The organism is Szabonella alba (assembly GCF_016765775.1).
Classification (GTDB): Bacteria; Pseudomonadota; Alphaproteobacteria; order Rhodobacterales; family Rhodobacteraceae; genus Szabonella; species Szabonella alba.
In genome coordinates this window covers 633,801-658,444 of record NZ_JAESVN010000002.1, presented here as the reverse complement: position 1 = coordinate 658,444, position 24,644 = coordinate 633,801, and the positions used below count along the sequence as shown (strand labels likewise).

Annotated in this window: 21 protein-coding genes and 1 tRNA gene; 9 read left to right on the top strand and 13 right to left on the bottom strand. The window is 64.2% G+C overall.

Translation table 11 applies throughout. The features are described from left to right. The 3 genes from JL811_RS07600 to JL811_RS07590 form a co-directional block, all read right to left on the bottom strand. Positions 1 to 440 (bottom strand): IS21 family transposase (locus JL811_RS07600; RefSeq protein WP_475636549.1); only part of this gene is annotated, 440 nt, incomplete at its 3' end. Positions 441 to 1,245: 805 nt separating this feature from the next. Then, a complete protein-coding gene (locus JL811_RS07595; protein ID WP_202687870.1) occupies positions 1,246 to 2,319 on the bottom strand; it encodes a hypothetical protein in 1,074 nt (357 codons plus the stop codon). A gap of 177 nt (positions 2,320 to 2,496) precedes the next feature. Further along, positions 2,497 to 3,644 (bottom strand): IS3 family transposase gene (locus JL811_RS07590; RefSeq protein ID WP_420496767.1). Its coding sequence is split into 2 segments (ribosomal slippage): positions 2,497 to 3,374 and positions 3,374 to 3,644, totalling 1,149 coding nucleotides; the frame shifts between segments, so codons are not numbered across the junction. Positions 3,645 to 4,002: 358 nt separating this feature from the next. Between JL811_RS07590 and JL811_RS07585 the strand changes: the two genes are divergently transcribed. From JL811_RS07585 to JL811_RS07570, 4 genes are read left to right on the top strand one after another with little or no spacing between them, the layout of a single operon-like run. After that, positions 4,003 to 4,740, top strand: a complete 738-nt coding sequence (locus JL811_RS07585; protein ID WP_202687869.1) for a hypothetical protein — start codon at positions 4,003 to 4,005, stop codon at positions 4,738 to 4,740. 32 nt (positions 4,741 to 4,772) lie between these two features. Next, the gene (locus JL811_RS07580) at positions 4,773 to 5,204 is read left to right on the top strand and encodes a DUF5681 domain-containing protein (RefSeq protein ID WP_202687868.1); all 432 of its coding nucleotides are present in this window, start codon (positions 4,773 to 4,775) and stop codon (positions 5,202 to 5,204) included. Next, positions 5,204 to 5,584, top strand: coding sequence for a hypothetical protein (locus tag JL811_RS07575; RefSeq protein ID WP_202687867.1), 381 nt, complete (start codon positions 5,204 to 5,206; stop codon positions 5,582 to 5,584). The genes JL811_RS07580 and JL811_RS07575 overlap by 1 nt, the downstream gene beginning before the upstream one ends. Next, positions 5,581 to 5,769, top strand: a complete 189-nt coding sequence (locus JL811_RS07570; RefSeq protein ID WP_202687866.1) for a hypothetical protein — start codon at positions 5,581 to 5,583, stop codon at positions 5,767 to 5,769. Before JL811_RS07575 ends, JL811_RS07570 begins: the two co-directional genes overlap by 4 nt. Positions 5,770 to 6,297: 528 nt before the next feature. Here the strand turns inward: JL811_RS07570 and JL811_RS07565 are convergent. Further along, positions 6,298 to 6,374 (bottom strand) — tRNA-Pro (locus JL811_RS07565). Positions 6,375 to 6,459: 85 nt separating this feature from the next. Further along, a complete protein-coding gene (locus tag JL811_RS07560) occupies positions 6,460 to 7,431 on the bottom strand; it encodes an EamA family transporter (RefSeq protein ID WP_202687925.1) in 972 nt (323 codons plus the stop codon). 79 nt (positions 7,432 to 7,510) lie between these two features. On the opposite strand from JL811_RS07560, the gene JL811_RS07555 reads away from it, so the two are divergent. Further along, positions 7,511 to 8,404 carry a DMT family transporter gene (locus tag JL811_RS07555; protein WP_202687865.1) on the top strand — a complete coding sequence of 298 codons (894 nt, stop codon included), beginning with the start codon at positions 7,511 to 7,513 and terminating at the stop codon, positions 8,402 to 8,404. 71 nt (positions 8,405 to 8,475) lie between these two features. On the opposite strand, the gene leuB is transcribed toward JL811_RS07555, so the two are convergent. The 7 genes from leuB to JL811_RS07520 form a co-directional block, all read right to left on the bottom strand. Next, positions 8,476 to 9,582, bottom strand: coding sequence for a 3-isopropylmalate dehydrogenase (gene leuB / locus JL811_RS07550; protein ID WP_202687864.1), 1,107 nt, complete (start codon positions 9,580 to 9,582; stop codon positions 8,476 to 8,478). Positions 9,583 to 9,699: 117 nt separating this feature from the next. Continuing rightward, positions 9,700 to 10,689 carry an ABC transporter ATP-binding protein gene (locus JL811_RS07545; protein WP_202687863.1) on the bottom strand — a complete coding sequence of 330 codons (990 nt, stop codon included), beginning with the start codon at positions 10,687 to 10,689 and terminating at the stop codon, positions 9,700 to 9,702. Next, positions 10,686 to 11,666: an ABC transporter ATP-binding protein gene (locus JL811_RS07540; RefSeq protein WP_202687862.1), complete on the bottom strand. Its 981-nt coding sequence runs from the start codon at positions 11,664 to 11,666 to the stop codon at positions 10,686 to 10,688. The genes JL811_RS07545 and JL811_RS07540 overlap by 4 nt, the downstream gene beginning before the upstream one ends. Positions 11,667 to 11,676: 10 nt before the next feature. Beyond that, positions 11,677 to 12,645 (bottom strand): ABC transporter permease, encoded by a 969-nt coding sequence (locus JL811_RS07535; RefSeq protein WP_202687924.1) that lies wholly within the window; start codon positions 12,643 to 12,645, stop codon positions 11,677 to 11,679. A gap of 18 nt (positions 12,646 to 12,663) precedes the next feature. Then, positions 12,664 to 13,647 carry an ABC transporter permease gene (locus tag JL811_RS07530; RefSeq protein WP_202687861.1) on the bottom strand — a complete coding sequence of 328 codons (984 nt, stop codon included), beginning with the start codon at positions 13,645 to 13,647 and terminating at the stop codon, positions 12,664 to 12,666. Between the two features lie 77 nt (positions 13,648 to 13,724). Further along, positions 13,725 to 15,308: an ABC transporter substrate-binding protein gene (locus tag JL811_RS07525; protein ID WP_202687860.1), complete on the bottom strand. Its 1,584-nt coding sequence runs from the start codon at positions 15,306 to 15,308 to the stop codon at positions 13,725 to 13,727. Between the two features lie 253 nt (positions 15,309 to 15,561). Beyond that, on the bottom strand, positions 15,562 to 16,785 hold the full coding sequence (locus JL811_RS07520; RefSeq protein WP_202687923.1) for a UbiH/UbiF/VisC/COQ6 family ubiquinone biosynthesis hydroxylase: 1,224 nt from the start codon (positions 16,783 to 16,785) through the stop codon (positions 15,562 to 15,564). An 84-nt stretch (positions 16,786 to 16,869) separates the two neighbouring features. Here JL811_RS07520 and JL811_RS07515 point away from each other — a divergent pair, with 84 nt between their 5' ends. Next, positions 16,870 to 18,201, top strand: a complete 1,332-nt coding sequence (locus JL811_RS07515; RefSeq protein WP_202687859.1) for an amidase — start codon at positions 16,870 to 16,872, stop codon at positions 18,199 to 18,201. Between the two features lie 247 nt (positions 18,202 to 18,448). Here JL811_RS07515 and JL811_RS07510 read toward each other — a convergent pair whose 3' ends face one another. After that, a complete protein-coding gene (locus tag JL811_RS07510; RefSeq protein WP_202687858.1) occupies positions 18,449 to 19,150 on the bottom strand; it encodes an aspartate/glutamate racemase family protein in 702 nt (233 codons plus the stop codon). Positions 19,151 to 19,325: 175 nt separating this feature from the next. On the opposite strand from JL811_RS07510, the gene map reads away from it, so the two are divergent. From map to JL811_RS07495, 3 genes are all read left to right on the top strand, one after another. Beyond that, positions 19,326 to 20,078 (top strand): type I methionyl aminopeptidase, encoded by a 753-nt coding sequence (map, locus tag JL811_RS07505; RefSeq protein ID WP_202687857.1) that lies wholly within the window; start codon positions 19,326 to 19,328, stop codon positions 20,076 to 20,078. 188 nt (positions 20,079 to 20,266) lie between these two features. Beyond that, the gene (locus JL811_RS07500; protein WP_202687922.1) at positions 20,267 to 21,454 is read left to right on the top strand and encodes an aminotransferase class I/II-fold pyridoxal phosphate-dependent enzyme; all 1,188 of its coding nucleotides are present in this window, start codon (positions 20,267 to 20,269) and stop codon (positions 21,452 to 21,454) included. A gap of 3 nt (positions 21,455 to 21,457) precedes the next feature. Further along, the gene (locus JL811_RS07495; protein WP_202687856.1) at positions 21,458 to 24,634 is read left to right on the top strand and encodes a DNA translocase FtsK; all 3,177 of its coding nucleotides are present in this window, start codon (positions 21,458 to 21,460) and stop codon (positions 24,632 to 24,634) included. The last annotated feature ends 10 nt before the right edge of the window (positions 24,635 to 24,644 follow it).

Here is a 24,644-nt window from a genome sequence, read left to right as displayed (position 1 = left end):
CGTTCGCCGCCCAGAACTGCAAAATCCTCGCTCCAGTCAAACTGGAAGGCATCGCCCGGGTCAAAATGCAGCGGCACAAAGGTCCCGCGCCCCGTCGTCTGCTGCTCGCGCTGCCGATCGGCACGCCACCGTCGTGCAAACGCCGCGACCCGGGCATAAGAGCCGGTGAAGCCAAGCGCCACGAGATCGGCGTGCAACTGCTTCATCGTCCGCCGCTGCTTGCGCGACTTCCCTGCCTCGGTCTTCAGCCAGCCCGCCAACTTATCGGCAAAGGGATCGAGCTTGCTTTGCCGCTCCGGCGTTGCGAACTGCGGTTCAACCGTCCCGGCCTTCAGATGCTTCTTGATGGTGTTGCGGGATAGGCCGGTGCGTCGGGCGATCTCGCGGATCGCAAGCCCATGCCGCAAACGCAGCGTTCGAATGACGTTCAATAGTCCCATGTTTATCACTCCATTGCCCCCCGTCGCTCACCGCGCGGGAGAAGGGTCACATGGGTCAAATCTCAATGAAAATTACACGCCTACCCGGGTCAGTTCTGGGTGAAAATCAACAATGGACCCGAACTTTGTTGCTGATGCAGGTCGCAAATGGGCAGTCTTGCCGCCCATTGCACGCAAGGCGGGCATTGAACCGATGCCTCGACCCTTTGCGCTTTTTGGGCGACCGAAGGTGAAGGTGTGGGTGCTTAGGAACGCACAGCGGTGGCGGGGTGCCCATTTGCTGGCCGTTGAAAGCGAACTGACCCGAATGCCCGGACCCATTGCCTCCCTTAGCCCCCCGGCATGAAAGAGGGCCAAATGCCCCCCGGCTACCCCTGCGCCCCCCTCCCTAAAAAGGGCAGCACAATGGACATACCCGATTTTCCCCATGCAGCACTTTATGCAAAGGGGGGCTTTGGGGAGGGGCCGGGGGGCGGCGGGCATCAGTTCAGCCGACCGCCAAGCTATTGGTTTGTTGGGCGACGATACCTAAGCGACGGGGACAGTTCTGGTTTGGGCGAGGGACGAAAACGCAACCTAGCCCCCTGCCTGCCGCGCCGTTGAACCAAGTGTGCTGCGCAGAGGGCAGGCGAGGGTGGCGTATAGGGCGCGCGATGGCTGTGCTGGCGCTATGGTGCGGGCGCAGGGTGCAGCGCGGCAATGGTGGCGGCTGGTGCGGGCCAGCGCTGTGCGGGGCGGCTGTGCCCGGTGATGGTGGCATCCCAAGCAGCGAAGCCTGCCCAAAAAACCCACTCAACGTAGAGTCCTACTCTTTGTCAAAAAGTGAAGGCTGGCCGCGCGATGCCTCTACGGCGGAGTAATCCCCAAGAATCGCGCTGAGAGCATCATGGTCGAGCGGGTCAGCCAACTTATCACCGTTGAACTCCAAGACCCGGAGAACACGTCGATTCTTCGGTCGCCCGTCCACCATCTGATACGCCCATTGAACCCTTAGCCTGTCGAGGACCTCCACATGTAGAGACTTGCGCTTCACCAATTGCCAAAACTCGCGGTCCTCGATTACGAAGTAGCAATCCCGGCGAATCTGGTCCTTACCTTTCCACTGCCTTGCCTTTTGATCCTCCTCGTCCCAGTTGGGCGAGGTGACATAAATGCTTTCAACGGCGGAAATCCATTCTGGGGCGGACTCGTCTGGCTCTTTGCGAGAAGGCTTAACAGCTCTCGACGGGAATGAGTTTCTCGGTATCGGAAAGTCATCATCTGGTGTAAAGCCAATCCGCTTAACTTCTCGATCCTCAATACAGGCAAGGTAAAAGTCCGCCCGTGCGTCAAGTGCCTCAGGCAGATCGCCAATCTCCATGCCAACTTTCTGGAGTCGCTCGGGACTGCTTTCAAGAATTGCTCGGGTAAGCTCCACCGTGATCCGGGCAGTTTCGCGACATGCAGCCTCCTCTTCACTCCTCTTGGCACCCTCATCTTCCGGTTCTGCGCTCGGTGCCACTAACTCCCCTACTTCATCCAATATCGCGCGAGTTCCTTTTCCTGCCTCTGCAGCCCAATGCGATGGTGGATGCCCGGTCAGGCCTTCGACAAACGCTGCACCCGTGCTGGTGTTAATGAATGCAAATACTGCCGAAGTGCCACCGACCACCCAGAGCGCCAATTTGGACAGAAATGATCCATCTTCTGGCGGGACAACAACAACTTCATAATCAAGGGAGCCACCGAAAAACGTGGCATCCAGCGCTTCAATGACGCGCCGAGCACTTTCTGCTGTCTGAATGAAGGTTTCAAGTTTGAGCGCGTGCCCCTTAACGTCGAAGTGGAAATATAAATAGTCGGATCGCTCTGAAAGTGTCCAATCTGACAGTTCCACCATCCGCCGCCCCATTTCCTCGCTACTTTGTGAACTTAGCGTCACGATTGGCCGTCCGCCAAGGAAAACTTTGCTGGCTCCTTTGACAGCTACGCTTGCAGCGCTGCGCACAGCCGCGCTCGGCATAATGGGCACGCATGGTGAGCTACTCCCCGATGCTTGGACAGTTTTCGGGGATATTTAAGCTACCGCCTGCGCCTGCTGATCGGTTTCGATGCTGTTGAAGTAGACCACGGCAGGCGGTTGGCCGCCATGGGCAGTGTGGGGTCGTCGATGGTTGTAGAAGGTGATCCAGGATGTGATGGCGGCTTTGGCCTGCGATCCTGTTTCCCAGGCGTGCAGATAGACGCATTCATACTTCAGCGATCGCCACAGACGCTCGATGAAGACATTGTCGATGCAGCGCCCTTTGCCATCCATCGAGATCCGTGTGCCAACGCGTTTCAAGCGGTCAGTCCAGGCGAAGGACGTGAACTGTGAACCTTGGTCCGTATTCATGATCCCCGGCGCGCCGAAGCGGTGGATGGCCTCGTTCAGCGCCTCGACGCAGAAGTCGGCTTCCAGCGTGTTGGAGATGCGCCAGGACAGCACCTTGCGGGTGAACCAGTCCATGATCGCCACCAGATACAGAAAGCCCCGCCGCATCGGCAAATAGGTGATATCAGCGCACCAGACCTGACCGGGCCGATCCACGCGCAACCCGGCCAAAAGATAGGGATAGGTCTTGTGGCCCTTTCTCGGCTTGCTGGTGTTGGGCTTCTGGTAGATAGGCATCAGGCGCATGAGCCGCATCAGCCGCCGGATGCGCTTCTGGTTCACACCATACCCCTCGTTCTGCAGATGCCAGGTCATCTGCCGGACACCGTAGAAGGGCGTGTCGAGGAACTGCTGGTCAATGACCCGCATCAGCCCGAGGTTCTGCTCCGTCTCTCCGACCGGTTCATGATAGTAGGACGAGCGCGAGATCGACAGCAGGCGGCACTGCGCGCCGATCGACAACGCCGGATGGCACCGCTCAATCATCCTACGCCTCACTTGCCGGTCCACGGCTTGAGCTTTCGTGACAAAAAATCGTTGGCGACGGCCAGCTCCCCAATCTTGGCGTGCAGCGACCGAACCGTCTCCTCATCCACTTCCGAAACGGGCTTTCTGCCGCCGCGCTCGAAGATATCCGCAGCCCCGTCGAGCAGCGCCTTCTTCCACTGATGGATCATCGTCGGATGCACGCCGTATTCGGCCGCCAACTCCGACACAGTGCGCTCGCCCTTAACGGCCTCAAGTGCCACGCGCGCCTTGAAGCCCGCGTCATGGTTCCTGCGTTTCCGCATGCCTGATCTCCTCGTCCTTGGAGACCAGCAAACGTCAGATCGTAGCTTCCGTCACTGTCCGATTTCCGGGGAGGAGCTCATGGTGGCCCATGTCGTGATCAGCGCTGTAGCCGCCGCACAGCGAGCACAGAGCGCTACCCTGCGGCGAGGTGCAGTGAAACACCTAGTAGTTTCCCGCTGCATCTGTATCGAGGCCAGTCGCAGCGAGTGCAACGCAGGGGCATCGTGCCAGTGGCTCGACCTTCATATCCGCTGTATGGGGCAAAACGGACCTAAGCCACTGATCCTATTGCGGACTTTCATTGAGAGCAGCTACCATAACAGCAGCATTCCAGCCGTATCAGGGGTTAACAGCACCATGTCCGAGAAAATCAACGTCCGCGTCTCCGCAGACCTGCACCCTGAATTGGTGCTTGGCCTTGAGGATGTGACCGAGGAAACCGCGCCTTTCGTCGCGCCGGCGGTTGAGGCGTTCCAGAGCGCCTACCAGTTCATTTCCGCAATCCACGAGGTGCGCGATGCCGCGTTTGCCGACCCGACGCTCACCGATTCCGCTGCGCTGCTCAAGGCGGATGACTATGCCCGCAGCAAGTTGAAGGGTGTCACCCAGAAGTTTGACGCGGCGGCAGTGAACCTCAAGCGCGGCATCGACTACCTCGAAACCGAACTTTCCCAGCCGGTGAAGGAACGGGCATCGTCGATGATCTCGGGCGAGGTGCGCGCCACCCTGAAGGGGTCAGACAAGCGCACCGAGATTCTGGACCGGGCGCTGGCAGAGCGCGATGACGAGGTGCTGTCGGCGGCGTTGGGCGGCCCGCCCATGCTCAGCGGACTGACGAAGGAACAGCACGCCTTCTACCTGCGCCGCTACAACGAACAGCGCGAACCGGAGAAGATGGCACGCCTGCGCGCGATGGTCGCTGCGCGGGAACATCTGCTGTCTCGGGCAAGCATCGTGTTCAAGGACATGGATCGCGCGGTGGGCGGCATCCCGGTGCAGGGCGCACAGGGTCGCATCGTTCGCACCATCACGCCTCAGGAGGTTCGCGCCAAACGTGACGCCTCCGCCGCCATCTATTCGCGCCATGCGTCCTGATCGAAAACTGCTCAAATCACGGAATACACCGCATGACGGAAGCATCTGAAACCGCCGCGCCCTCCAAGTGGACGCCGGGAATGCCCAGCCCGAACCCCGCTGGTCGTCCCAAGGGCATCATCGACAAGCGGCAGAAGCTGCAAGCTGCCTTTGCGGACGACGCCGTTGCCATCGCCAAGGTTGTCACGGCGAAGGCGTTGGAGGGCGACATGCAGGCGGCGAACATCGCCCTTGCCCGCATTGCGCCGCCCATCCGGGCGCAGGCGGAACGGGTCCAGTTCGAGTTGAGCGACGACGCGCCCCTGTCCGAGCAAGCCCGCCAAATCCTTATCGCGGTGAGCGAGGGCAAGCTGGATGCCGACACAGCGCGCATCCTTATCGGGTGCATCCAGTCGGTCGCAGGCATCCGCGCGGTGGAAGACCTTGAATCCCGCATCATCACATTGGAGGCGAAGCAAATCTGATGGCTATTCTCAAGACCGACCGAAACACCGTCTACGCCTATGAACCGTTGCCCGAGGACAGCTTTGTGCAAACCTACCTTGGCACCCCCGAGGGGCGAAAGCTGCTGACCACATGCCCCGTGGCAGACTATCGGGCCGCTGTGGGCTGGGCGGTGCGCATGGCCGACCGCATGGCATACCCCGTTGAACTGGTGCCGATGACGGCTGGCGAGTTTACCGCCAAGCACCGCGACAGGCTGGCCCAGATGCACGATCAGGCACGCGGCAGGCTGCGGCAGGTAGCAATCGCGTCCATGCTGGAGGTGATGCGCGACTGCGACGACCCTGACACGCGGGCTGAGGCCTATGCAGTTCTCCAGACATTGAAGGTGGCACCATGACGAACGATGACGACCGACCGCTGAAAGCTGGTGGCGAGCGCGCTACCCCTCCAACCCTTGAAGATCGGCAAGCCATCCACCAGCGGGACGCTGAGGCGGTCGCAGCGCGCAAGCGCTATGCCGACCAGCACCTCGCCGCCGCCCCGCGCCTTGGCGCAGCATTGCGGGCGCTGGACAAGGATTGATCTGTGCCCAGCGTCCGCACCCTGCTGGCGCGCGTCCAGCGACTTGAGACAGCCCGCACCGCAACCCCGTCGCCTATCGTCCAGCTATACGGGTCGGTTGATGGTTTCGCTGAGGGTGCCGAGGGGCTGGACCGCGTAGACTTCCCGCTTGTGCTCGCTGCCCTGCGCCGATGGGAGCGCGACCGGGTGTGGGATCACTTGCACCGTCAACGGAACGGCATTTGGGAAAGCTCAGTGCCATGAGAAACTGTCAGGAGGTTTGGGGCTGACAGGCGCAGCAGGTGTCGCTGCGACGAGGACAAGGAAACCGTGCCTCGATAATCGAACGGGACCAGCAGCGGGGCTTGCCCTTTCGTTCTCCGGGTCCGACGCTGTAGCGCCCTCACCGCAAGGTGGGGGCGTTTTGCTGTCGGCATGGGGATTCGGTCGATAACGCTACCAAGCTAGCACAGCGCTATGATGCTACCGCGCAAGGTGCGCCGCGCCCCCGAGGGGTGTTGCTAAGCTGTTGTTACTGCGGGATTTTATTGGTCGGAGCGAGAGGATTCGAACCTCCGACCCCCTGCTCCCGAAGCAGGTGCGCTACCAGGCTGCGCTACGCTCCGACCGTGGGCAGCGGGTTAAACACTTGGCCGGTGATTTGCAAGGGGCTTATGTGTGCTTGTTCGGGTGACCCGTTCCCGCCAGCGGTCACGCATCCTCGGGGCCGCCGGATTTCGCGCCACGCCGCAGCATGACACTGATGCGCGGCATGATCCCGGTTTCGGGCCGCGACCGCGATTGCAGCACAGGACTGTGGCGTGACACATTCAGGCGACTTTCGCGCATCACGATATAAAGGCCGCTGGCGATGATCACCGCCGCCCCCAGCAGCGTCAGCGCATCTGGGGCCTCGTCAAAGATCAGATAACCGAAAATCGCGGCCCAGATCATCTGGCTGTATTGCATCGGCGCCACGATCACCGCCTCGGCGGCACGGTAAGCGGCGATCACGAACAGCATCGCGACAAAGGCGAACAGCGCGATGAATCCGGTCATGCCCAGATGCAGCACCGGCATGGGCTGATAGACGAAAGGCAGCGCCAGACCCAGCACAATGAAATTGCCCAGCATCGGATAAAGCAGCAGCACGACCGAGCGTTCCTCTTTCCCGATGCGCCGCACGATCACCGAGGCCAGCGAGGAGGTCACCGCTGCGACCAGCGCCGCCGCATGGCCAAGGGCCAGATCCGCCCCGCCCGGCCGCAGCACGATCAGCACGCCCAGCATACCCACCACAATCGCAATGCCGCGCCGCAGGCCGACCTTTTCACCCAGAATGGGGATGGCCAGCAGGGTAATCAGGATCGGCGTGGCAAAAAGGATCGCATAGGTCTGCGCCAGCGGCAGCACCGAAAACGCATAAAAGGCCGTCACCCCGGTAATCACCGCAGCAACCGTCCGCGTCAGCGACCACCACGGATGCCGCGCGCGCAGATTGCCATCCATCGGATCGCGGATCAGCATGATCGTGACCAGCGGAAAGCCGAACAGCACCGAGAAAAAGATGATCTGCACCGGCGAATAGCTGGCGCCCAGAATCTTCACCACCACGTCATGCGTCGCGAAAATCGCAAAGGCCATAAGCGCGAACAGCGCACCGCGCAGGTTGGGATTGGCGATTCGCATGGGCTGGTATCCACTTCAGGCTTACTGGTATGGAAAGGAAACTGACCCGCAGCATCCCGGAGCGCAAGGCAAAATGACCGCAGCACCGCCCCCGCCGGGCCAGGATCGACGCCCACTTGCCGGGCTGTTGCTGGGCTTTTGTGGCGTGGTCATCTTTGGCGGCACATTGCCCGCCACCCGGATCGCGCTGGACGGGTTCAGCCCGCTTTTCATCATGTTTGCCCGGGCGCTGATCGCGACGAGTGCCGCCGGGCTGGCCCTGGCTTTGCTGCGCCGCCCCCCGCCCCTGTCGGAATGGCGGGCCTTTCTGGTGGTCGCGGCGACGCTGGTCTTCGGCTTTCCCGGCTTTCTGAATGTCGCGATGCAGACGGTTCCGGCGGCCCATGGCGGTATCGTGCTGGGCGTTCTGCCGCTGCTGACCGCCGGGATTGCCGCGCTGATTGGGGGGGAACGCCCCGGCCCCGCCTTCTGGGGGTGGAGCCTGTCGGGGGCGGCGCTGGTCATCGCCTTCACCCTGCGCGGCAGCGGGATCGCGCCCGGAATCGGCCATCTGTGGCTGCTCTGCGCGGCGGTGGTCACGTCACTGGGCTATGTCGTCTCGGGCAAGCTGTCGCGCACACGGCCGGGATGGGAGGTGATCGCCTGGGCGCTGGTGCTGGCGCTACCGGTCACGGCGGCGGGCACATGGGCGCTGTGGGACAGCGGCATCGGCGCGCCCGACGGCAGGGCGCTTGCAGCACTTGCCTATCTGGGGCTGGGGTCGATGTTCGCGGGGTTCATCTTCTGGAACCGGGGCCTTGCCATGGGCGGCATCGCGCGGGTCGGGCAGGTGCAGCTTTTGCAGGTCTTCGTGACGCTGGCCATCGCCGCCGCCCTGCTGGGTGAGGCGCTGACACCCGCCATGCTGGGCTTTGCCGCAGCCGTGGCCTTCACCGTCTGGAAGGGCAGCCGCGCACGGATCGGCTAGGCGGCACGCCTGTCAGACGGCCCCCCGCACGCCGGGTGCGGCAGGGGACCGTCTGGAATTTCAGCGCAGGGTCAAAGGCTTGCGTCCAGCGCTGCCACGACCGCATCGCCCATGGCCGAGGTGGACACCGGCGTGCCGCCCTCGGGGCCCATCAGATCAGCGGTGCGCAGACCGTCGGCCAGCACCTTTTCCACCGCCTGTTCCACGCGCGACGCCTCATCCCCCAGATCAAAGCTGTAGCGCAGCGCCATCGCGAAGCTGAGGATACAGGCAATCGGATTGGCCTTGCCCTGTCCGGCAATATCGGGAGCCGAGCCGTGGACCGGTTCATAAAGCGCCTTGGGCCGACCATTCGCCGCCGGCGCGCCAAGGCTGGCCGAGGGCAGCATGCCCAGACTGCCGGTCAGCATCGCCGCCAGATCCGACAACATGTCGCCGAACAGGTTGTCGGTCACGATCACGTCGAACTGCTTGGGCCAGCGGGTCAGCTGCATCGCGCCCGCATCGGCATACATATGGCTGAGTTCGACATCGGGATAGTCCTTGTCATGCACTTCCTGCACGACCTGCCGCCAGAGAATGCCGGATTCCATCACATTGGCCTTCTCCATCGAGCAGACCTTGTTGTTGCGACGGCGGGCCAGTTCAAAGGCCGAGCGCGCGACACGGGCAATTTCGGATTCCGTATAACGCTGGGTGTTGATGCCGACCCGCTCATTCCCTTCGGTGATGATGCCGCGCGGCTCACCGAAATAGATGCCCGAGGTCAGTTCGCGTACGATGACGATATCGAGGCCCGCCACGATCTCGCGCTTGAGCGAGGAAAAATCGGCCAGCGCGTCGAAACACTGGGCGGGGCGGAGGTTGGAATAGAGATCCATTTCCTTGCGCAGGCGCAGCAACCCGCGTTCGGGCTTTACCGAAAAGTCCAGATTGTCATATTTCGGCCCGCCGACAGCGCCCAGCAGAACCGCATCCACCGCCAGCGCCTTGGCCATGGTGGCATCGGTCAGCGGCGTGCCATGCGCGTCATAGGCGCAGCCGCCCACCAGATCCTCGGAGACATCGAACGCGATGCCGCGCTTGGTGCCGAACCAGTCGATGATCTTTTTCACTTCGGTCATGACTTCGGGACCGATGCCGTCACCGGCGAGGATAAGAAGAGAGGGATTGGCCAAGGGACGCTCCTGCGGTCTGGGGAAACGGGACGGCATGGGCGTAGCCCCTTGCCCCCCCGGGGTCAAGGTCATGGTCAAGGTCAGGGGCGACGCAACGGCAAGCGGCGCGGCGGCGGTTCAGGCCGGAACGCGCCCCTCCTCGACCGCGTGACAGGCCACGCCCGCGCGCAGGTGCGGCACCTCGCGCCGGCAGCGGTCATTGGCCAGCGGACAGCGCGGATGGAAGGTGCAGCCCGGCGGCGGCGACAGCGGCGAAGGGATTTCCCCCTCGACCTTCCTGCGGCCCCGGCCCGTCATCTCGATATCGGGCACCGCGTCCAGCAGCATCCGCGTATAGGGATGGCGCGGCGCGGCAAACAGGCCCGCCGCCGAATTCACCTCGGCCAGGCGCCCCAGATACAGCACCCCGATCTGGTCGGACATATGCCGCACCACCTGCAGGTTATGCGAGATGAACACATAGGTCAGGCCGAATTCACGCTGCAGATCCTTCATCAGGTTCAGGATCTGCGCCTGCACCGACACATCCAGCGCCGAGGTGGGTTCGTCGCAGACGATGAATTCGGGACGCGCCGCCAGCGCCCGGGCAATCGCGATGCGCTGGCGTTGTCCACCCGAAAACTGATGCGGAAACTTGACGCCATCCTCGGGCGACAGCCCCACCAGCGTCAGCAATTCGCCCACCCGCAACCGGCGCTCACGGTCGGCCATGCCGCCCTCGAACACGCGCAAGGGTTCGGCGATGATATCGGTGACGCGCCAGCGCGGGTTCAGGCTGGCCAGCGGATCCTGAAAGATCATCTGGAACCGGCGGCGCAGACGCCGCGCCTCGGCCCCGTTCAACCCCTTGGCCAAGGATTGCCCGTCAAAGAAAATCTCACCGGCCGTGGGTTTCAGAAGGCCCACGATCAGCCGCGCGATGGTCGATTTCCCCGACCCGCTTTCCCCCACCAGCGCGAAGGTCTCGCCGCGGTTGACGGTAAAGCTGACATCGTCGACGGCCTTGACATAAAGCCGCTCCAGCCCCTCGATCTTGCGGTTCAGCCAGGGTTTCGACACGTCGAAGCGACGCGACAGGTTGCGCACATCCAGCAGCGGTCCGCTCATGCCTGTGCCTCCTCGGGATAAAGCCAGCAGGCGACGCGCCGCCCCGGCACGGGTTCCAGCAGGCCCGGACGATCTACCCGGCAGCGATCCATCACGCGCGGACAGCGCGGATTGAACGCGCAGCCCTGCGGGATGGCCGACAGGCGCGGCATCGCGCCGGGGATCTGGCTCAGCCGGTCAAGGTTCTCGCCCAGTCGCGGGATCGCCCCCATCAGCCCCGCCGTATAGGGATGCATCGCGTGTTTGATGACATCGCGCACCGGGCCGATTTCGGCGATCCGGCCCGCATACATCACCGCCACACGGTCGGCGGTCTCGGCAATCACGCCCATGTCATGCGTGACCAGCAGGATCGCCGCACCGCGCTCGGCGCAAAGCTGTTTCATCACCTCGATGATCTGCGCCTGCACCGACACATCCAGCGCCGTTGTCGGCTCATCCGCGATGACCAGATCGGGTTCGGCACAAAGCGCCAGTGCGATCACAACCCGCTGCCGCATGCCCCCCGAAAACTGATGCGGGTAATCGTCGATCCGTCGTGCCGCATCGGGAATACCGACATCATCCAGCAGCCCGATCGCCCGTTTCAGCGCCGCATCCCGCGACAGGGGCAGATGGGTGCGGATGGTTTCCACCAACTGATCCGAGATGCGGTAAAGCGGGTTCAGCGAGGTCAGCGGATCCTGAAAGATCATGCCGATGCGGCGGCCCCGGATGGCGCGCATTTCATCAGGCGGCAGATTGTCGATGCGCTGCCCCTTCAGAAGCACCTCCCCCCGCGCGATGCGACCCGGCGGTTCGATCAGCCCGATGATGGCATTGCCGGTCATCGACTTGCCCGCCCCGGATTCGCCCACCATTCCCAGCACTTCGCCGGGCATGATGTCGAGGTCGATATCCTCGACCGCGGTCAGGATGCCGTGACGGGTCGGAAATTCCACCGTCAGGCCCCGCACCGAAAGCAGCGGTTCGGTCATGGTTTTCTCCTCAGCGCAGCTTGGGGTTCAGGGCATCGCGCAGCCAGTCGCCCAGAAGGTTGACCGAAAGCGCCAGCAGGATCAGCGTCATGGCCGGGAAGAACAGGATCCACCATTCGCCCGAGAACAGATATTGCTGACCGATGCGGATCAGCGTGCCAAGGCTGGGTTGCGTCGGCGGCACGCCCACGCCAAGGAAAGACAGCGTCGCCTCCTCGATGATCGCCAGCGCCAGCCCGATGGTGCCGATCACCAGCACCGGACCCAGAACATTGGGCAGGATATGGCGCAAGAGGATCAGCACCGGATGCACCCCCATGATGCGCGCGGCGGCGACATAGTCCTTTTCCCGTTCAACCATCGTCGCCCCGCGCACCGTGCGCGCGAATTGCGCCCAGTTCGACAGGCCGATGGCCAGGATCAGCACCCAGATCGCCATGCTTTCCTGCTGGTTCGCCGGGATCACCCCGCGCGCGACACCAAAGATCAGCAGCGCAATCAGGATGGCGGGGAAGGAAAGCTGGATATCCGCAACGCGCATGATGACCGCGTCAATCATGCCGCCATTGTAACCGGCGGCCAGGCCCAGCCCCATGCCCATCACCACCGCGAACAACGTCGCCATGAAGCCGACGAACAGCGAAACCCGGCTGCCATACATGATCGTGGACAGCACGTCGCGGCCCTGATTGTCGGCCCCCATCAGGAACCAGTTGTCCGAAAAGGCGCTGGCGCTGGCGGGCGGGGTAAACCCGTCCATCAGGTTCAATGACGCCGGATTGAACGGATCATGCGGCGCGATCAGGGGCGCCATCAGCGCCATCAGAATCAGAAACAGCGCGGTAAAGGTCGCGATCACCGTGACAGGCGAGCGTTTCCACGAATAGAAGATATCGCTGTCCAGCATCCGGCGCAGGCGGCCCGTCGGGCGGGGCGGGGCGACCGGGGCAGGGGTTCCGGGGGCGGGGGCTGGGGTCATGTCCTGGCTGCTCATGGCTTATTTCCCGCTGCTGCCGCCATCCACCCGCAGACGCGGATCGACAACGAAATAGAGGATATCGACGACAAGGTTGATCAACACGAAGACCAGCGCGATGAACATGAGGTAAGCCGCCATCACCGGCACATCGACGACCTGCACCGAGGTGATGAACAGCGACCCGACGCCCGGCCACTGGAACACCGTTTCGGTCACGATGGCAAAGGCGATGACTGATCCCAGTTGCAGCCCTGTGATGGTGATGACCGGCACCAGCGTGTTCTTCAGCGCATGGCCGAAATTGATGGCGCGCTGGGTCAGCCCGCGCGCGCGGGCAAAGCGGATATATTCGGTGCGCAGCACTTCCAGCATTTCCGCCCGCACCAGCCGCATGATCAGCGTCAACTGGAACAGCGACAGGGTGATCGCGGGCAGGATGAGGGATTTCAGCCCCGTCTCGGTCAGAAGCCCCGTGCGCCACCAGCCCAGATCGACCACCTCACCGCGTCCAAAGGAGGGCAGCCAGCCCAGTTCGACTGAAAAGATATAGATCAGCCCGATCCCGATCAGGAAGGTCGGCAGCGAGACCCCGATCAGCGAGGCCGACATGACGGCACCACTCAGCAGGCTTTTGGGTTTCAGCGCGGTAAACACCCCCAGCACGACGCCGAACACCAGCGCGATCATGGCCGAGGCGAAGGCCAGTTCAATGGTGGCGGGCAGACGCGACAGGATCAGTTCCGTCACCGGCTGCTGAAGGCGGTAGGAAATGCCGAATTCCCCCTGCATCGCATTGCCGACAAAACGCAGGAACTGGATCACCGCAGGATCATTCAGACCCAGTCGGTCGCGCATGATCTCCTGATCTTCCAGCCGGGTTTCGACGCCCACCATGCTGGCGATGGGATCGCCCACATAGCGGAAGATGACAAAGGCGATCAACGCCACGAAAAGCATGACCAGCACCGACTGCGCCAGTCGCCGGATGATGAAGGCCAGCATCGACCACCTCCGTCAGGAAAGGAAAACCGCCGCGAGGGACCGGGGTCCGTCGCGGCGGCAGGTCAGGTCGGGTCCGCTCAGTCCGCGAAGGTGACCGAGGTCAGAAGCGGCTGGTTCTCGGGATGGACCGGCAGGGTGATCCGGTCGGCCATGGCATAGGCCAGAACCTGATTGTGGATCGGCAGCAGGACGCGGTCCTCTTTCACCACCTGCCAGATCTCGGCCACGGTCGCGTCACGCTTGGCCAGATCGGTCTCGGTGCCCAGCGAGCGGATCTTTTCATCCAGTTCCGGGTTGGAATAGAGCCCGCCGTTATAAGCGCCGTAGCTGCCATCCTTGGTATGGACCAGATCGTTGAAGACATAGGCGGAATCGAAGGTCGGAACGCCCCAGCCCAGCAGGTAGAAATCGGTCTCGTTCGAGGTGACAAGCGGCGAATGCTGCGCCACCGGACGCGAGGCCAGCGTGACCTGAATGCCGATCCGGCCCAGCATGCCGACCACGGCCTGACTGATCGCCTCATCGTTGACATAGCGGTTGTTCGGCGTGTCCAGCGTGACGGTGAACCCGTCGGGATAGCCTGCCTCGGCCAGCAATTCGCGGGCACGGTCCAGATCGACGGCCGGATAGGCATCAAGCTCGGGCGTCCAGCCAGCCACGAAGGGCGGGTTGGCAACGCCCGTCGGCACCGACTGCCCGCGCATCACGACCTGTTTGATCGCGTCCCGGTCCACAGCCAGTTCCATCGCCTCACGCACCAGCGGGTTGTTGAACGGGTTGCCCTCGGTGACATTCGAGGTTTTCAGCGGCGCATCGCCGAACTTGTAGCCGAAATAGATCACGCGGTTTTCCGGCCCGGTCTCGACCTTGATGCCGTCGGTTCCGGTCAGCCGTTCGATATCCTGCACCGGCACGTCCTGAACGATATCCACCTCGCCCGACAGCAGGGCCGCAACGCGGGTCGCGGCATCCGAGATCGGCAGATAGATGATTTCGGTCACGGCGGGCTTGTTCTCGGCCCAGTGGTCGTCATTCACGGCCATGACCGACCGGACATCCACCTCACGCGAGACCAGCTTGTAGGGGCCGGTGCCATTGGTGTTGCGCACGGCGTAATTGTCTTCGCCCGCCGCATAGTCCTGCACCTCGACCACATTGTTGGTCTCGGACCAGGTCTTGTCCATCATGAAGGTGTTGGTCAGGTTATTGACATACAGCGGCGACGGGCCCTTCATCTTGACCTCGACGGTCAGATCGTCAACGGCGGTCACGCTGTCCACATCGACATGCAACTGGCGCATGTTGGATTTTTCCGACCGCGCGCGGTCCAGCGAAAACACCACATCCTCGGCGGTGAAGGCCGCGCCGTCATGGAAGGTCACGCCTTCGCGCAGCTTGAACACCCAGACGGTCGGGTCATCTGCCTTGATTTCCCAGGACAGGGCCAGACGCGGTTGCAGCGTGCCCTCGACATCGCGGTCCACCAGCGTTTCATAGATGTGATGGGCGAAATTATGGGTCACGCCCTGATTTTGCGAATGCGGGTCCAGCGTCAGCGCATCCGAGCCGCGCGCCCAGCGGATCGTTTCGGCCGAAACCGAGGTCACAAGCATTGTCGTGGACAAGAGCGCGGCACCAAGGCCGGCGATCACCGTTTTCATATGGAGACTCCCATGTTGTCTGTTCCGCCCTCTCTTTTCGGTGGGCAATAGTCTTCAATGACCCGGTTTTCCATTCTGTTGCAAGCAATTTTGATTGCCCGGTCAAAGCGCCCGGCCAAGCCCGCGACATGACCTTGCGTCACAGCCCGGCCTGTCCTTGCCGCGATGAAAGAGGGGGCATTTCACGCAGTGCCGGGGCCTCCGGCAGACCGTTCGGAGGCGCCGCGGGACAGGCGCAATCAGGCCGGTCCCGTCAGACAGGCAGCCCGCGCAACAATCGCGGCAGATCGCCCTCCAGCCCTGCCGCCTCGCGCATGAAGCGCCGCCGCAACGCGGGCAGGGCCGAGACCGCGCCCAGGCCAAGATCGCGCCCCAGACGCAGGATGGGGTTGTCGTTCGAAAACAGCCGGTTGACCGTATCCATCCCCAAAGCCATCACCACCGTGTCGAAGCGCCGCCAGCGTTCATAGCGTTCCAGCACATCGGCGGCGGCAAAATCTTCACCGCGCCGTGCGGCCTCGGCCAGCACCTCGGCCAGGGCCGCGACATCGCGCAGGCCAAGGTTCAGCCCCTGCCCCGCCAGCGGATGCACCCCATGTGCCGCATCGCCAACCAGCGCCACGCGCGGCGCTACGAACCGGTTGGCCAGCGTCAGGCTGAGCGGATAGGTAAAGCGATCCCCCGCCAGCGCGATATCGCCCAGAAAATCGCCGAAACGCGGACGCAGGGCAGCAAGGTAACCGGCATCGGGCAGGGCCTGAACGGCTGCCGCCTGCGCAGCCCCCTCGGACCAGACAATCGAGGACCGGTTGCCCCGCAATGGCAGGATCGCCAAGGGGCCGCCCGGCATGAAAAACTGATGCGCGATCCCGTCATGGGGGCGTTCGTGATCCACCGCCGTCACCAGCGCGGTCTGCCCGTAACCCCAGCCCGTCCGCCCGATGCCCGCGCGGGTTGCCGTGCCGCTGGCGCGACCGTCGCAACCCACCAGCAGCCGCGCCGAAAGATGGCCGCCCGAGGCCAGTTGTACCCGCACACCGCCTGCATCGACCGTTTGCGCGACAACGCTTTCGCGCGACCACAGCCGCACGCCCGCCACCGTCATCTCCTCAAGAAACGCGGCATAAAGATGCCGGTCCTCGACCATGAAACCCATCGGGCCGTCCTCGGTCTCGGCGGAATCGAATTGCAGAAAGAACGCTGCTGCCCCTTCGCCCGCGCGCCCGTCGCTGGCCTTGATCTGCAGGATCGGCTGGGCCAGTGGGGCAAGGCCGGGCCAGATTCCGATGGCCGAAAGCAGCCGCTTGCTGGCCTGCGCCAGCGCATAGGCGCGCCCGTCAAACCCGGCCTCGGCCCGTGCCGGAGCCGGGCGGGCATCGACCACGCCTACCGAAAACCCGGCCTGCGCCAAGGCCAGCGCCAGTGCGGGGCCGTTCAGCCCACCGCCCACAATCAGAATATCGCAATCCCGTTCCATGATGCGAAGATGGGGCCGTCGGGCGGGATTGTCCATGCGCGCCAGTGACGCTAACGTCGCGCGCGGACAGGCGGAGGGCGGATTATGTCGGGCAAATGGCTGTGGATGACGGCGGCGGATCTGGGGCGAGGGATCGGCGCGGGCAAGATCAACGCGATGGAACTGACCGAGGCCTATCTGGACGCCATCGACAGCCACCCCGAGGCCGCGCGCATCTATTCGCGCAGCACGCCGCGCCGCGCGCGTGCCATGGCCATCGCCGCCGCCGACCGGGCCAAATCCGGCCATCGCATCGGCCCGCTGGACGGGGTGCCGATCTCATGGAAGGATCTGTTCGATGCGGCAGAGGCCCCGTGTGAGGCGGGTTCCGCCCTGCTGAAGGGCCGGGTGCCGGACACCGATGCCGAGGTGCTGCATACCGCCACCGCGCAGGGGCTGGTCTGTCTGGGCAAGACCCATATGTCGGAACTGGCCTTTTCCGGGCTGGGGCTGAACCCGGTCACCGCTACCCCGCCCAATGTAAATGACCCCAGTGCCGTGCCCGGCGGGTCGTCATCTGGCGCGGCGGCCTCGGTTGCCTTCGGGCTGGCGGCGGCGGGGATCGGGTCGGATACCGGCGGATCGGTGCGCATCCCGGCGGCGTGGAATGATCTGGTCGGCCTCAAGACCACCGAGGGGCGGCTGTCGCTGCAAGGCACGGTGCCCCTGTGCGAGACCTTTGACACCGTGGGCCCGCTGGCGCGCAGCGTCGAGGATTGTGCGCTGCTGCTGGCCGCGATGGAAGGCGGCAAGCCCGCCGATCTGGAAGGGGCAAGCCTGCAGGGCGCGCGGCTGCTGGCGCTGGAAACCGTTGCCCTTGACGATCTGCGCGACGAACCCGCCACCGGCTATGACGGTGCTACCGACCGTCTGGCGCGTGCGGGCGCGCGGATCGACACGCTGCGCCTGCCCGAACTGTCCGAGGCGATGGGCCTGTCCGCGCTTCTGTTCACCGCCGAGGCCTATGGCATCTGGCGCGACACCATCGAGGCCGCGCCGGAAAAGATGTTTCCCCGCATCCTTGAACGCTTCCGCTCCGGCGCGGATTTCAAGGCCGCCGATTACGTCGCAGGCTGGCGCCGCCTGCGCGAGATCCGCCGCATCTGGGCTGACCGCACCGCAGGCTATGACGCGGTGATCATGCCGACCTGTCCGATCCTGCCCCCCGATGCGCAACGCCTGCTGGAAGATGACGCCTATTATGTCACCGAAAACCTGCTGACACTGCGCAACACCCGCATCGGCAATCTGATGGGCCTGTGCGGCCTCAGCCTGCCCACCGGCCAGCCCTCCTGCGGGATCAGCCTTCTGGCCGCACCGATGGCCGAGGAACGCCTGCTGCGGCTGGGGGCGGCGGCAGAGCGGGCGCTGGGGTAGGAATGCCGAGGGCTGGGGCGGACCGGGAAAAGCACCGCTTTTCCCCGCCTGTCACGCAACCCTTGCTCCGGGACTGCCAGCCGGACGAGCCGACAAAGGACAGCGCCGGCCCGGGCGGGGGCGAAGCGCCCGGCCGTTGGGGTAGGCAGGCGCTGTCCGGCGGCCTTCGGGGCGACCGCTTCGCATGACCGGGGCGATGGCCCCGGCCAAGGAATGCGGGGCCTGCCCGGCCTTTAACCCTACGGCCCTAACCCTCCTGCCCCAAGGCCCGCAGCACCGCCGCTTGGCAATGCAGTTCGGTGGTGGAAAAGGCCGGAAGCGGGGACTGTTCCGGCGTCAGCAAAAGCGGGATCTCGGTGCAGGCAAGCGCCACGCAATCGGCCCCCCGGTCCCCCAGATCCGCGATCAGGCGCTGATAGGCCTGCCTCGTGCCATCCAGAAACCGGTTCTGCACCAGTTCGTCATAGATGCTGTCATGGACGAAGCGCTTTTCCTCCTCCTCCGGGATCAGCGCCGCTATGCCGTGGCCGGCAAGGACGGACGGATAGAAATCGCTTTCCATCGTCTTGCGCACGCCCAGAATTGCGACCCGGCCCAGACCCCGCTCCGCGATGGCCTTTGCCGTCACCTCGGCGATATGCAGGAAGGGAATGTCGATCTGCCGCTGGATTGCGGGGACGAAGCGATGCACGTCATTGCAGGTGATGACGATGAAATCCGCCCCCGCCGCCTGCAGTGCCTGCGCCGATTGCGCGATCTGGGCACAGGCCGCGGCCTCATCCTGCCGGTCGATCACGGCGGTCACATAATCCTGCCGGTTCACGCTTTCCAGAACGATCCGCGCGGAACTGACCCCGCCTGCAAGCTCTGCCGTCATCTCATTGACGCGCCTGTAATATTCGGCAGTCGAAACCCAGCTCAGCCCGCCGATCATGCCGATTTTCTTCATCGCCTTGCTCCTTTGAGGCGGACCCTAACGCCTGCCCCCTGCCCCGACAAGACCGCTGCCGCCGCCGGGGCGACAGGCCCGGAAAACCATGTTAGCCTGCGCGGGACAGACCCCGGCACCCCCCCGCCGGCACCCCCCCGAAAGATTCGCGACAGGCCCCCTCACAGGACAGACCATGACGATCACGAAACAGGAAGAACTGGACGGGCTGCGCGCCATCGGGCGGATCGTGGCGCGGACCATGCATCAGATGGCCGCCGCCATCGAGTCGGGCATCACCACCGCCGAGCTTGATGCCATCGGCAGCGCCGCGCTGGAGCGCGAAGGCGCGGTTTCGGCGCCGCAATCGGCCTATGGCTTTCCCGGGGCAACCTGCATCAGCGTGAATGAACAGATTGCCCATGGCATCCCCGGCAAGCGCGCCATCGCGGCAGGGGATCTGGTCAATATCGACGTCTCCGCCGCAAAGGACGGCTATTTCGCCGATACCGGTGCCACCTTCCGCGCGGGAAGGGTCCGTCCGGCGCTGGAGCGGCTGTGTCAGGACGGCGAACGCGCCATGCAGATCGGCATCGCGCAGGTGCGCCATGACCGCCCGCTGGCGGGCATCGGCACGGCAATCGGACGCTTCGCCAAGGCACGCGGCTATACGCTGATCCGCAATCTGGCCAGCCATGGCACCGGGCGCGCCCTGCATGAAGAGCCTGAGGCGGTGCCGACATGGCCAGACCGCCATGAACGGCGCCGCATCCATAAGGGGCTGGTTCTGACGGTCGAACCCTTCCTGTCGCGGGGCGGAGAATGGGCCCGCACCCAGCGCGGCGATGACTGGACACTTTACAGCGATCCGCCCGCGCCGGTGGTGCAGTTCGAACATACGGTCGTGGCCACCCGGGGCGGGCCGATCATTGTCACGCTGGCGGCCTGAACCGCCGCGCGCCTCCTGCCCTGCCCGCCCCCGCTGCGCCGCCTCCTTGCGCGCGCGCCGTCAGGACCGAAAAGCCACAATTCCGCGTGCCGCCACAAATGCTTGCGGCCTTTGACTGGACCCGCGCCGGTCGGGACGCTACTCTGTCCGCAACGGGGCGCCCTATGACCCCGACGAACGAGGCAGCAATGGCATTTCCTGAGCGGTTTTCGAACCTGCCGGATTACGCATTTCCGCGACTGCGGAAACTTCTGGATGCGCATCCGCCCGGCGGTGATCCCATCGCCATGACCATCGGTGAGCCCCGCCACCCGAAGCCCGCCTTCGTCGGGCCGGTGCTGGCGGCCCATCTGGACGGGTTCGGGGTTTACCCCCCCAATGACGGCACGCCCGAATTGCTGACGGCAATCTCGGGCTGGCTGCAGCGACGCTATGGCGTCGCAATGCCCGAAGACCACATCATGGCGCTGAACGGCACGCGCGAAGGGCTGTTCAACGCCGCCGTGGCCCTGTGTCCGGAAACCAAGGCGGGCGCGCGGCCGGTCGTTCTGATGCCCAATCCCTTTTATCAGGTCTATGCGGTGGCGGCGCTGGCTGTCGCGGCCGATCCGGTCTATGTGCCCGCCATCGCGGCAACCCGCCATCTGCCCGATTTCGCCGCCCTCCCCGCCGAAGTTCTGGACCGCACGGCTTTGTGCTATATCTGTTCGCCCGCCAATCCGCAGGGTGCGGTGGCATCAACCGAATACTGGGCCGATCTGCTGGCGCTGGCGGAAAAGCATGATTTCCGCATCCTTGCCGATGAATGCTATGCCGAGGTCTATCGCGACACGGCCCCCCCCGGCATCCTTGAGGTCGCCACCCGCATCGGCGCCGATCCCGACCGGGTGCTGAGCTTTCATTCCCTGTCGAAACGGTCAAACCTGCCGGGGCTGCGGTCCGGTTTTGTTGCGGGTGGGCCGCAGGTCATGGCCCGGCTGCGCCAGTTGCGCGCCTTTGCCGGTGCGCCGCTTCCCCTGCCCTTGCAAAAGGTCGCCGAGGCCGCCTGGCAGGATGAGGCGCATGTCACCGCCTCCCGCGCGATGTATGGGGAAAAATTCGCGCTGGCCGACCGCATTTTCGGCGGGATGCAGGGCTATCAGGCGCCCGAGGGTGGGTTCTTCCTCTGGCTGCCGGTGGCCGATGGTGAGGCGGCGGCGCTGCGGCTCTGGCAGGAAACCGGGGTGCGTGTGCTGCCGGGGGCATATCTGTCGCGCGATGTGCAGGGTGAAAACCCTGGCAAAGGTTATATCAGGGTGGCACTGGTCGCCCCAATCGAAGAAACGCAGCGCGGGCTTGAACGGCTCTGCGACTGTCTTTTCGGGCAAGGACGGTAACGAATGGCATCCTACAACATCAGGCAGCGCGATCCGCTTCTGGATCAGAACACCCAGGCCATGCTGGAACGGCGGGGCCGGGAATTGCTGGGGATTGGCCTTCTGGTGGCGGCCCTTGCCTTTACCGCGATGTTTGCCAGCTATACCGCCGATGATCCGGGTTGGATGGTCGCCTCCGAGGCGCCGGTGCATAACTGGCTGGGCCGTTTCGGCGCGGCGGTCGCGTCAACGCTGTATATCATCGGCGGTCAGGGTGTCTGGGGCATTCCGGTGATCCTTGGCATCTGGGGCGTGCGTTTCGTCGCCCATATCGGACAGGATCGCGCACCGGGGCGCATCGTCTTTGCCGTGATTGCGGTCGCCTTTGCCTCGGTCTTTGCCGCGACGCATGTGCCGGGGCCGGACTGGCCGCATCCGGCCATCGGTCTGGGCGGGCTGTTCGGGGACACGATGCTGGGCGCATTGCTGGCGGTGCTGCCGGTCGGGGCAGGGTTCGGGCTGAAGCTGCTGTCGGTCATTTTCGGCGCGGCGCTGCTGACGATGGGGCTTTACGTCACCGGATTCGACATGGCCGAACTGCGCCGCATCGGGCGCTTCCTTCTGATCGGCTCGACATTGGCCTATGCGCAGGTGCTGACCCTTGCCGGGCGATCTGCCGCAGGCACGCTGCGCGCTGCTGCCGCGATGCAGGAACGCGCCCGCAGCCGCCGGGAAATGGCCGCCGAGGCGCATGACCCGGCCCCGGCCCTGATTGCCCATGGCGAATTGCACCCGGCACCCCTGCACCGGGCCAACCGGGGCGTTGCGGCCACGCAGGCGCCTGCCGGTTTCGCCCCCGCCCCCGCCTTGCGTGGCGCGCGGCGGGTTGAGACCGAACCGGTGATCGAGCCGGCCCAACCCCATCACCAAATGGCCGAAGAGCGCGCAGCGGAACCGCGGAGCGGGCTGTTGTCCCGGATGCCGCAACTGATCCGCCGCGCGGTGCCGGTTGAACCTCTGGTGACCGCCGCCGCCGCAAGCACGGCCGCCTCGATGGCAAATGCAGGTCCGGAAGATCGGATCAAGGCGCGGATCAATGACGTGATCCGGTCGCGGGTGCGCCCGCCCATTCAGGCACAATCGCCCTTGCAGGCCGCGATCTCGCGGCGTGAGCCTCCGGTCAACCGGCGCGGACCGCAGCCGCTGATCGCGACCCGCGCGCCCCAACAGCCCGCACAGGGCGTCCCGGCGTCTGCGCCGCAAGCCCGGATTGCCCTGCCGCCCGAACCACCCGTCACCGCAAGTGACCTGCAGGCCCTTGCCCCGGCCCATGACGGCAGCGCATTGCAGGACTGGCAGGCGCAGGACGCACAAGATCACGATTGGCAGGCGCAGGATTGGCAGGATCACGACGCCACAGCGCCGGACCATGCGCTGACCGATGTCGCGTCCGCCACTCCGCAGAATGCGCCTTGGGATGACGACGCACGGGATGATTTCGATGCGATGGACGATGATGACGATTACGGCCCCGAACCGCAGATCGTGACCGTCTCGGCCCCCCTGTCCCGCGCCACGATGCCCGAGGCCCGCCGCATCGTGCAGCCGGTCACGCGCAAGCCCATTGCCCCCTCACGTCAGGCCCTGTCCGAGGCGCAGCCCAGCCTGCGCTTCGACGAAACCAAAGCGGTGCAGTATGAACTGCCGCCCCTGAACTTGCTGGCCAGCCCGGATTCCGTGCAGCGCCACACCCTGTCCGAGGACGCGCTGGAGGAAAACGCCCGGATGCTGGAATCCGTGCTGGACGATTACGGCGTGAAGGGCGAAATCGTCTCGGTCCGCCCCGGCCCGGTCGTCACCATGTATGAACTGGAACCCGCCCCCGGCCTGAAGGCCAGCCGGGTGATCGGTCTGGCCGATGATATCGCACGGTCGATGTCGGCGCTTTCGGCGCGGGTCTCCACCGTTCCGGGCCGGTCGGTCATCGGGATCGAACTGCCGAATGCCTGGCGCGAAAAGGTCGTGCTGCGGGAAATCCTTGCAGCCCGCGATTTCGGCGACAGCAACATGCGCCTGCCGCTGGCGCTCGGCAAGGATATCGGCGGTGAACCCATTGTCGCCAACCTTGCCAAGATGCCCCACCTGCTGATCGCGGGGACGACGGGTTCGGGCAAGTCGGTGGCGATCAACACGATGATCCTGTCGCTGCTTTACAAGCTGACGCCCGAGGAATGCCGCCTGATCATGATCGACCCCAAGATGCTGGAACTGTCCGTCTATGACGGCATCCCGCATCTTCTGTCCCCCGTCGTGACCGACCCGAAAAAGGCGGTTGTCGCGCTGAAATGGGTCGTGGGCGAGATGGAGGAACGCTATCGCAAGATGTCCAAGATGGGCGTCCGCAATATCGAGGGCTATAATGGCCGCGTGCGTGAGGCGCTGGCCAAGGGCGAGTTGTTCCGCCGCACCATCCAGACCGGATTTGATGAGGATACCGGTGAGCCGGTCTTCGAGACCGAGGAATTTGCCCCCGTTGCCCTGCCCTATATCGTGGTCATCGTCGATGAGATGGCCGACCTGATGATGGTCGCAGGCAAGGAGATCGAGGCCTGCATCCAGCGTCTGGCGCAGATGGCGCGGGCCTCCGGCATCCATCTGATCATGGCCACGCAGCGCCCCTCGGTCGATGTGATCACCGGCACGATCAAGGCGAACTTCCCCACAAGGATCAGCTTTCAGGTCACGTCGAAAATCGACAGCCGCACGATCCTTGGTGAAATGGGCGCCGAGCAACTGTTGGGCATGGGCGACATGCTGTATATGGCGGGCGGCGGGCGGATCGGGCGGATCCACGGCCCCTTTGTTTCGGATGAAGAGGTCGAGGAGATCGTCAACCACCTGAAAAGCTTCGGCCCGCCCTCCTATATGTCGGGCGTGGTCGAAGGCCCGCCCGAGGACAGCGCGTCCGATATCGACCTTGTGCTGGGCTTGGGCGGCAATACCGATGGCGAGGATGCGCTTTACGATCAGGCCGTCTCGGTTGTGGCCAAGGACCGCAAATGCTCGACCTCCTATATCCAGCGCAAACTGGGCGTCGGCTATAACAAGGCCGCGAAACTGGTTGAACAGATGGAAGAACAGGGCGTCGTCACCCCCGCAAACCATGTGGGCAAGCGTGAGATACTGATCCCCGAGACCTGAGAAGTCGCAG

Bases quoted from the DNA above. Each gene is read 5' to 3' on its own strand.
- JL811_RS07535 (WP_202687924.1), bottom strand. From the start codon at position 12,645: ATGACCCCAGCCCCCGCCCCCGGAACCCCTGCCCCGGTCGCCCCGCCC.
- JL811_RS07575 (WP_202687867.1), top strand. From the start codon at position 5,204: ATGGCTATTCTCAAGACCGACCGAAACACCGTCTACGCCTATGAACCG.
- JL811_RS07510 (WP_202687858.1), bottom strand. From the start codon at position 19,150: ATGAAGAAAATCGGCATGATCGGCGGGCTGAGCTGGGTTTCGACTGCC.
- JL811_RS07585 (WP_202687869.1), top strand. From the start codon at position 4,003: ATGTCCGAGAAAATCAACGTCCGCGTCTCCGCAGACCTGCACCCTGAA.
- JL811_RS07525 (WP_202687860.1), bottom strand. From the start codon at position 15,308: ATGAAAACGGTGATCGCCGGCCTTGGTGCCGCGCTCTTGTCCACGACA.
- JL811_RS07595 (WP_202687870.1), bottom strand. From the start codon at position 2,319: ATGGTGGAACTGTCAGATTGGACACTTTCAGAGCGATCCGACTATTTA.
- JL811_RS07540 (WP_202687862.1), bottom strand. From the start codon at position 11,666: ATGACCGAACCGCTGCTTTCGGTGCGGGGCCTGACGGTGGAATTTCCG.
- JL811_RS07570 (WP_202687866.1), top strand. From the start codon at position 5,581: ATGACGAACGATGACGACCGACCGCTGAAAGCTGGTGGCGAGCGCGCT.
- JL811_RS07555 (WP_202687865.1), top strand. From the start codon at position 7,511: ATGACCGCAGCACCGCCCCCGCCGGGCCAGGATCGACGCCCACTTGCC.
- JL811_RS07545 (WP_202687863.1), bottom strand. From the start codon at position 10,689: ATGAGCGGACCGCTGCTGGATGTGCGCAACCTGTCGCGTCGCTTCGAC.
- map (WP_202687857.1), top strand. From the start codon at position 19,326: ATGACGATCACGAAACAGGAAGAACTGGACGGGCTGCGCGCCATCGGG.
- JL811_RS07580 (WP_202687868.1), top strand. From the start codon at position 4,773: ATGACGGAAGCATCTGAAACCGCCGCGCCCTCCAAGTGGACGCCGGGA.
- JL811_RS07515 (WP_202687859.1), top strand. From the start codon at position 16,870: ATGTCGGGCAAATGGCTGTGGATGACGGCGGCGGATCTGGGGCGAGGG.
- JL811_RS07520 (WP_202687923.1), bottom strand. From the start codon at position 16,785: ATGGAACGGGATTGCGATATTCTGATTGTGGGCGGTGGGCTGAACGGC.
- JL811_RS07495 (WP_202687856.1), top strand. From the start codon at position 21,458: ATGGCATCCTACAACATCAGGCAGCGCGATCCGCTTCTGGATCAGAAC.
- JL811_RS07530 (WP_202687861.1), bottom strand. From the start codon at position 13,647: ATGCTGGCCTTCATCATCCGGCGACTGGCGCAGTCGGTGCTGGTCATG.
- JL811_RS07500 (WP_202687922.1), top strand. From the start codon at position 20,267: ATGGCATTTCCTGAGCGGTTTTCGAACCTGCCGGATTACGCATTTCCG.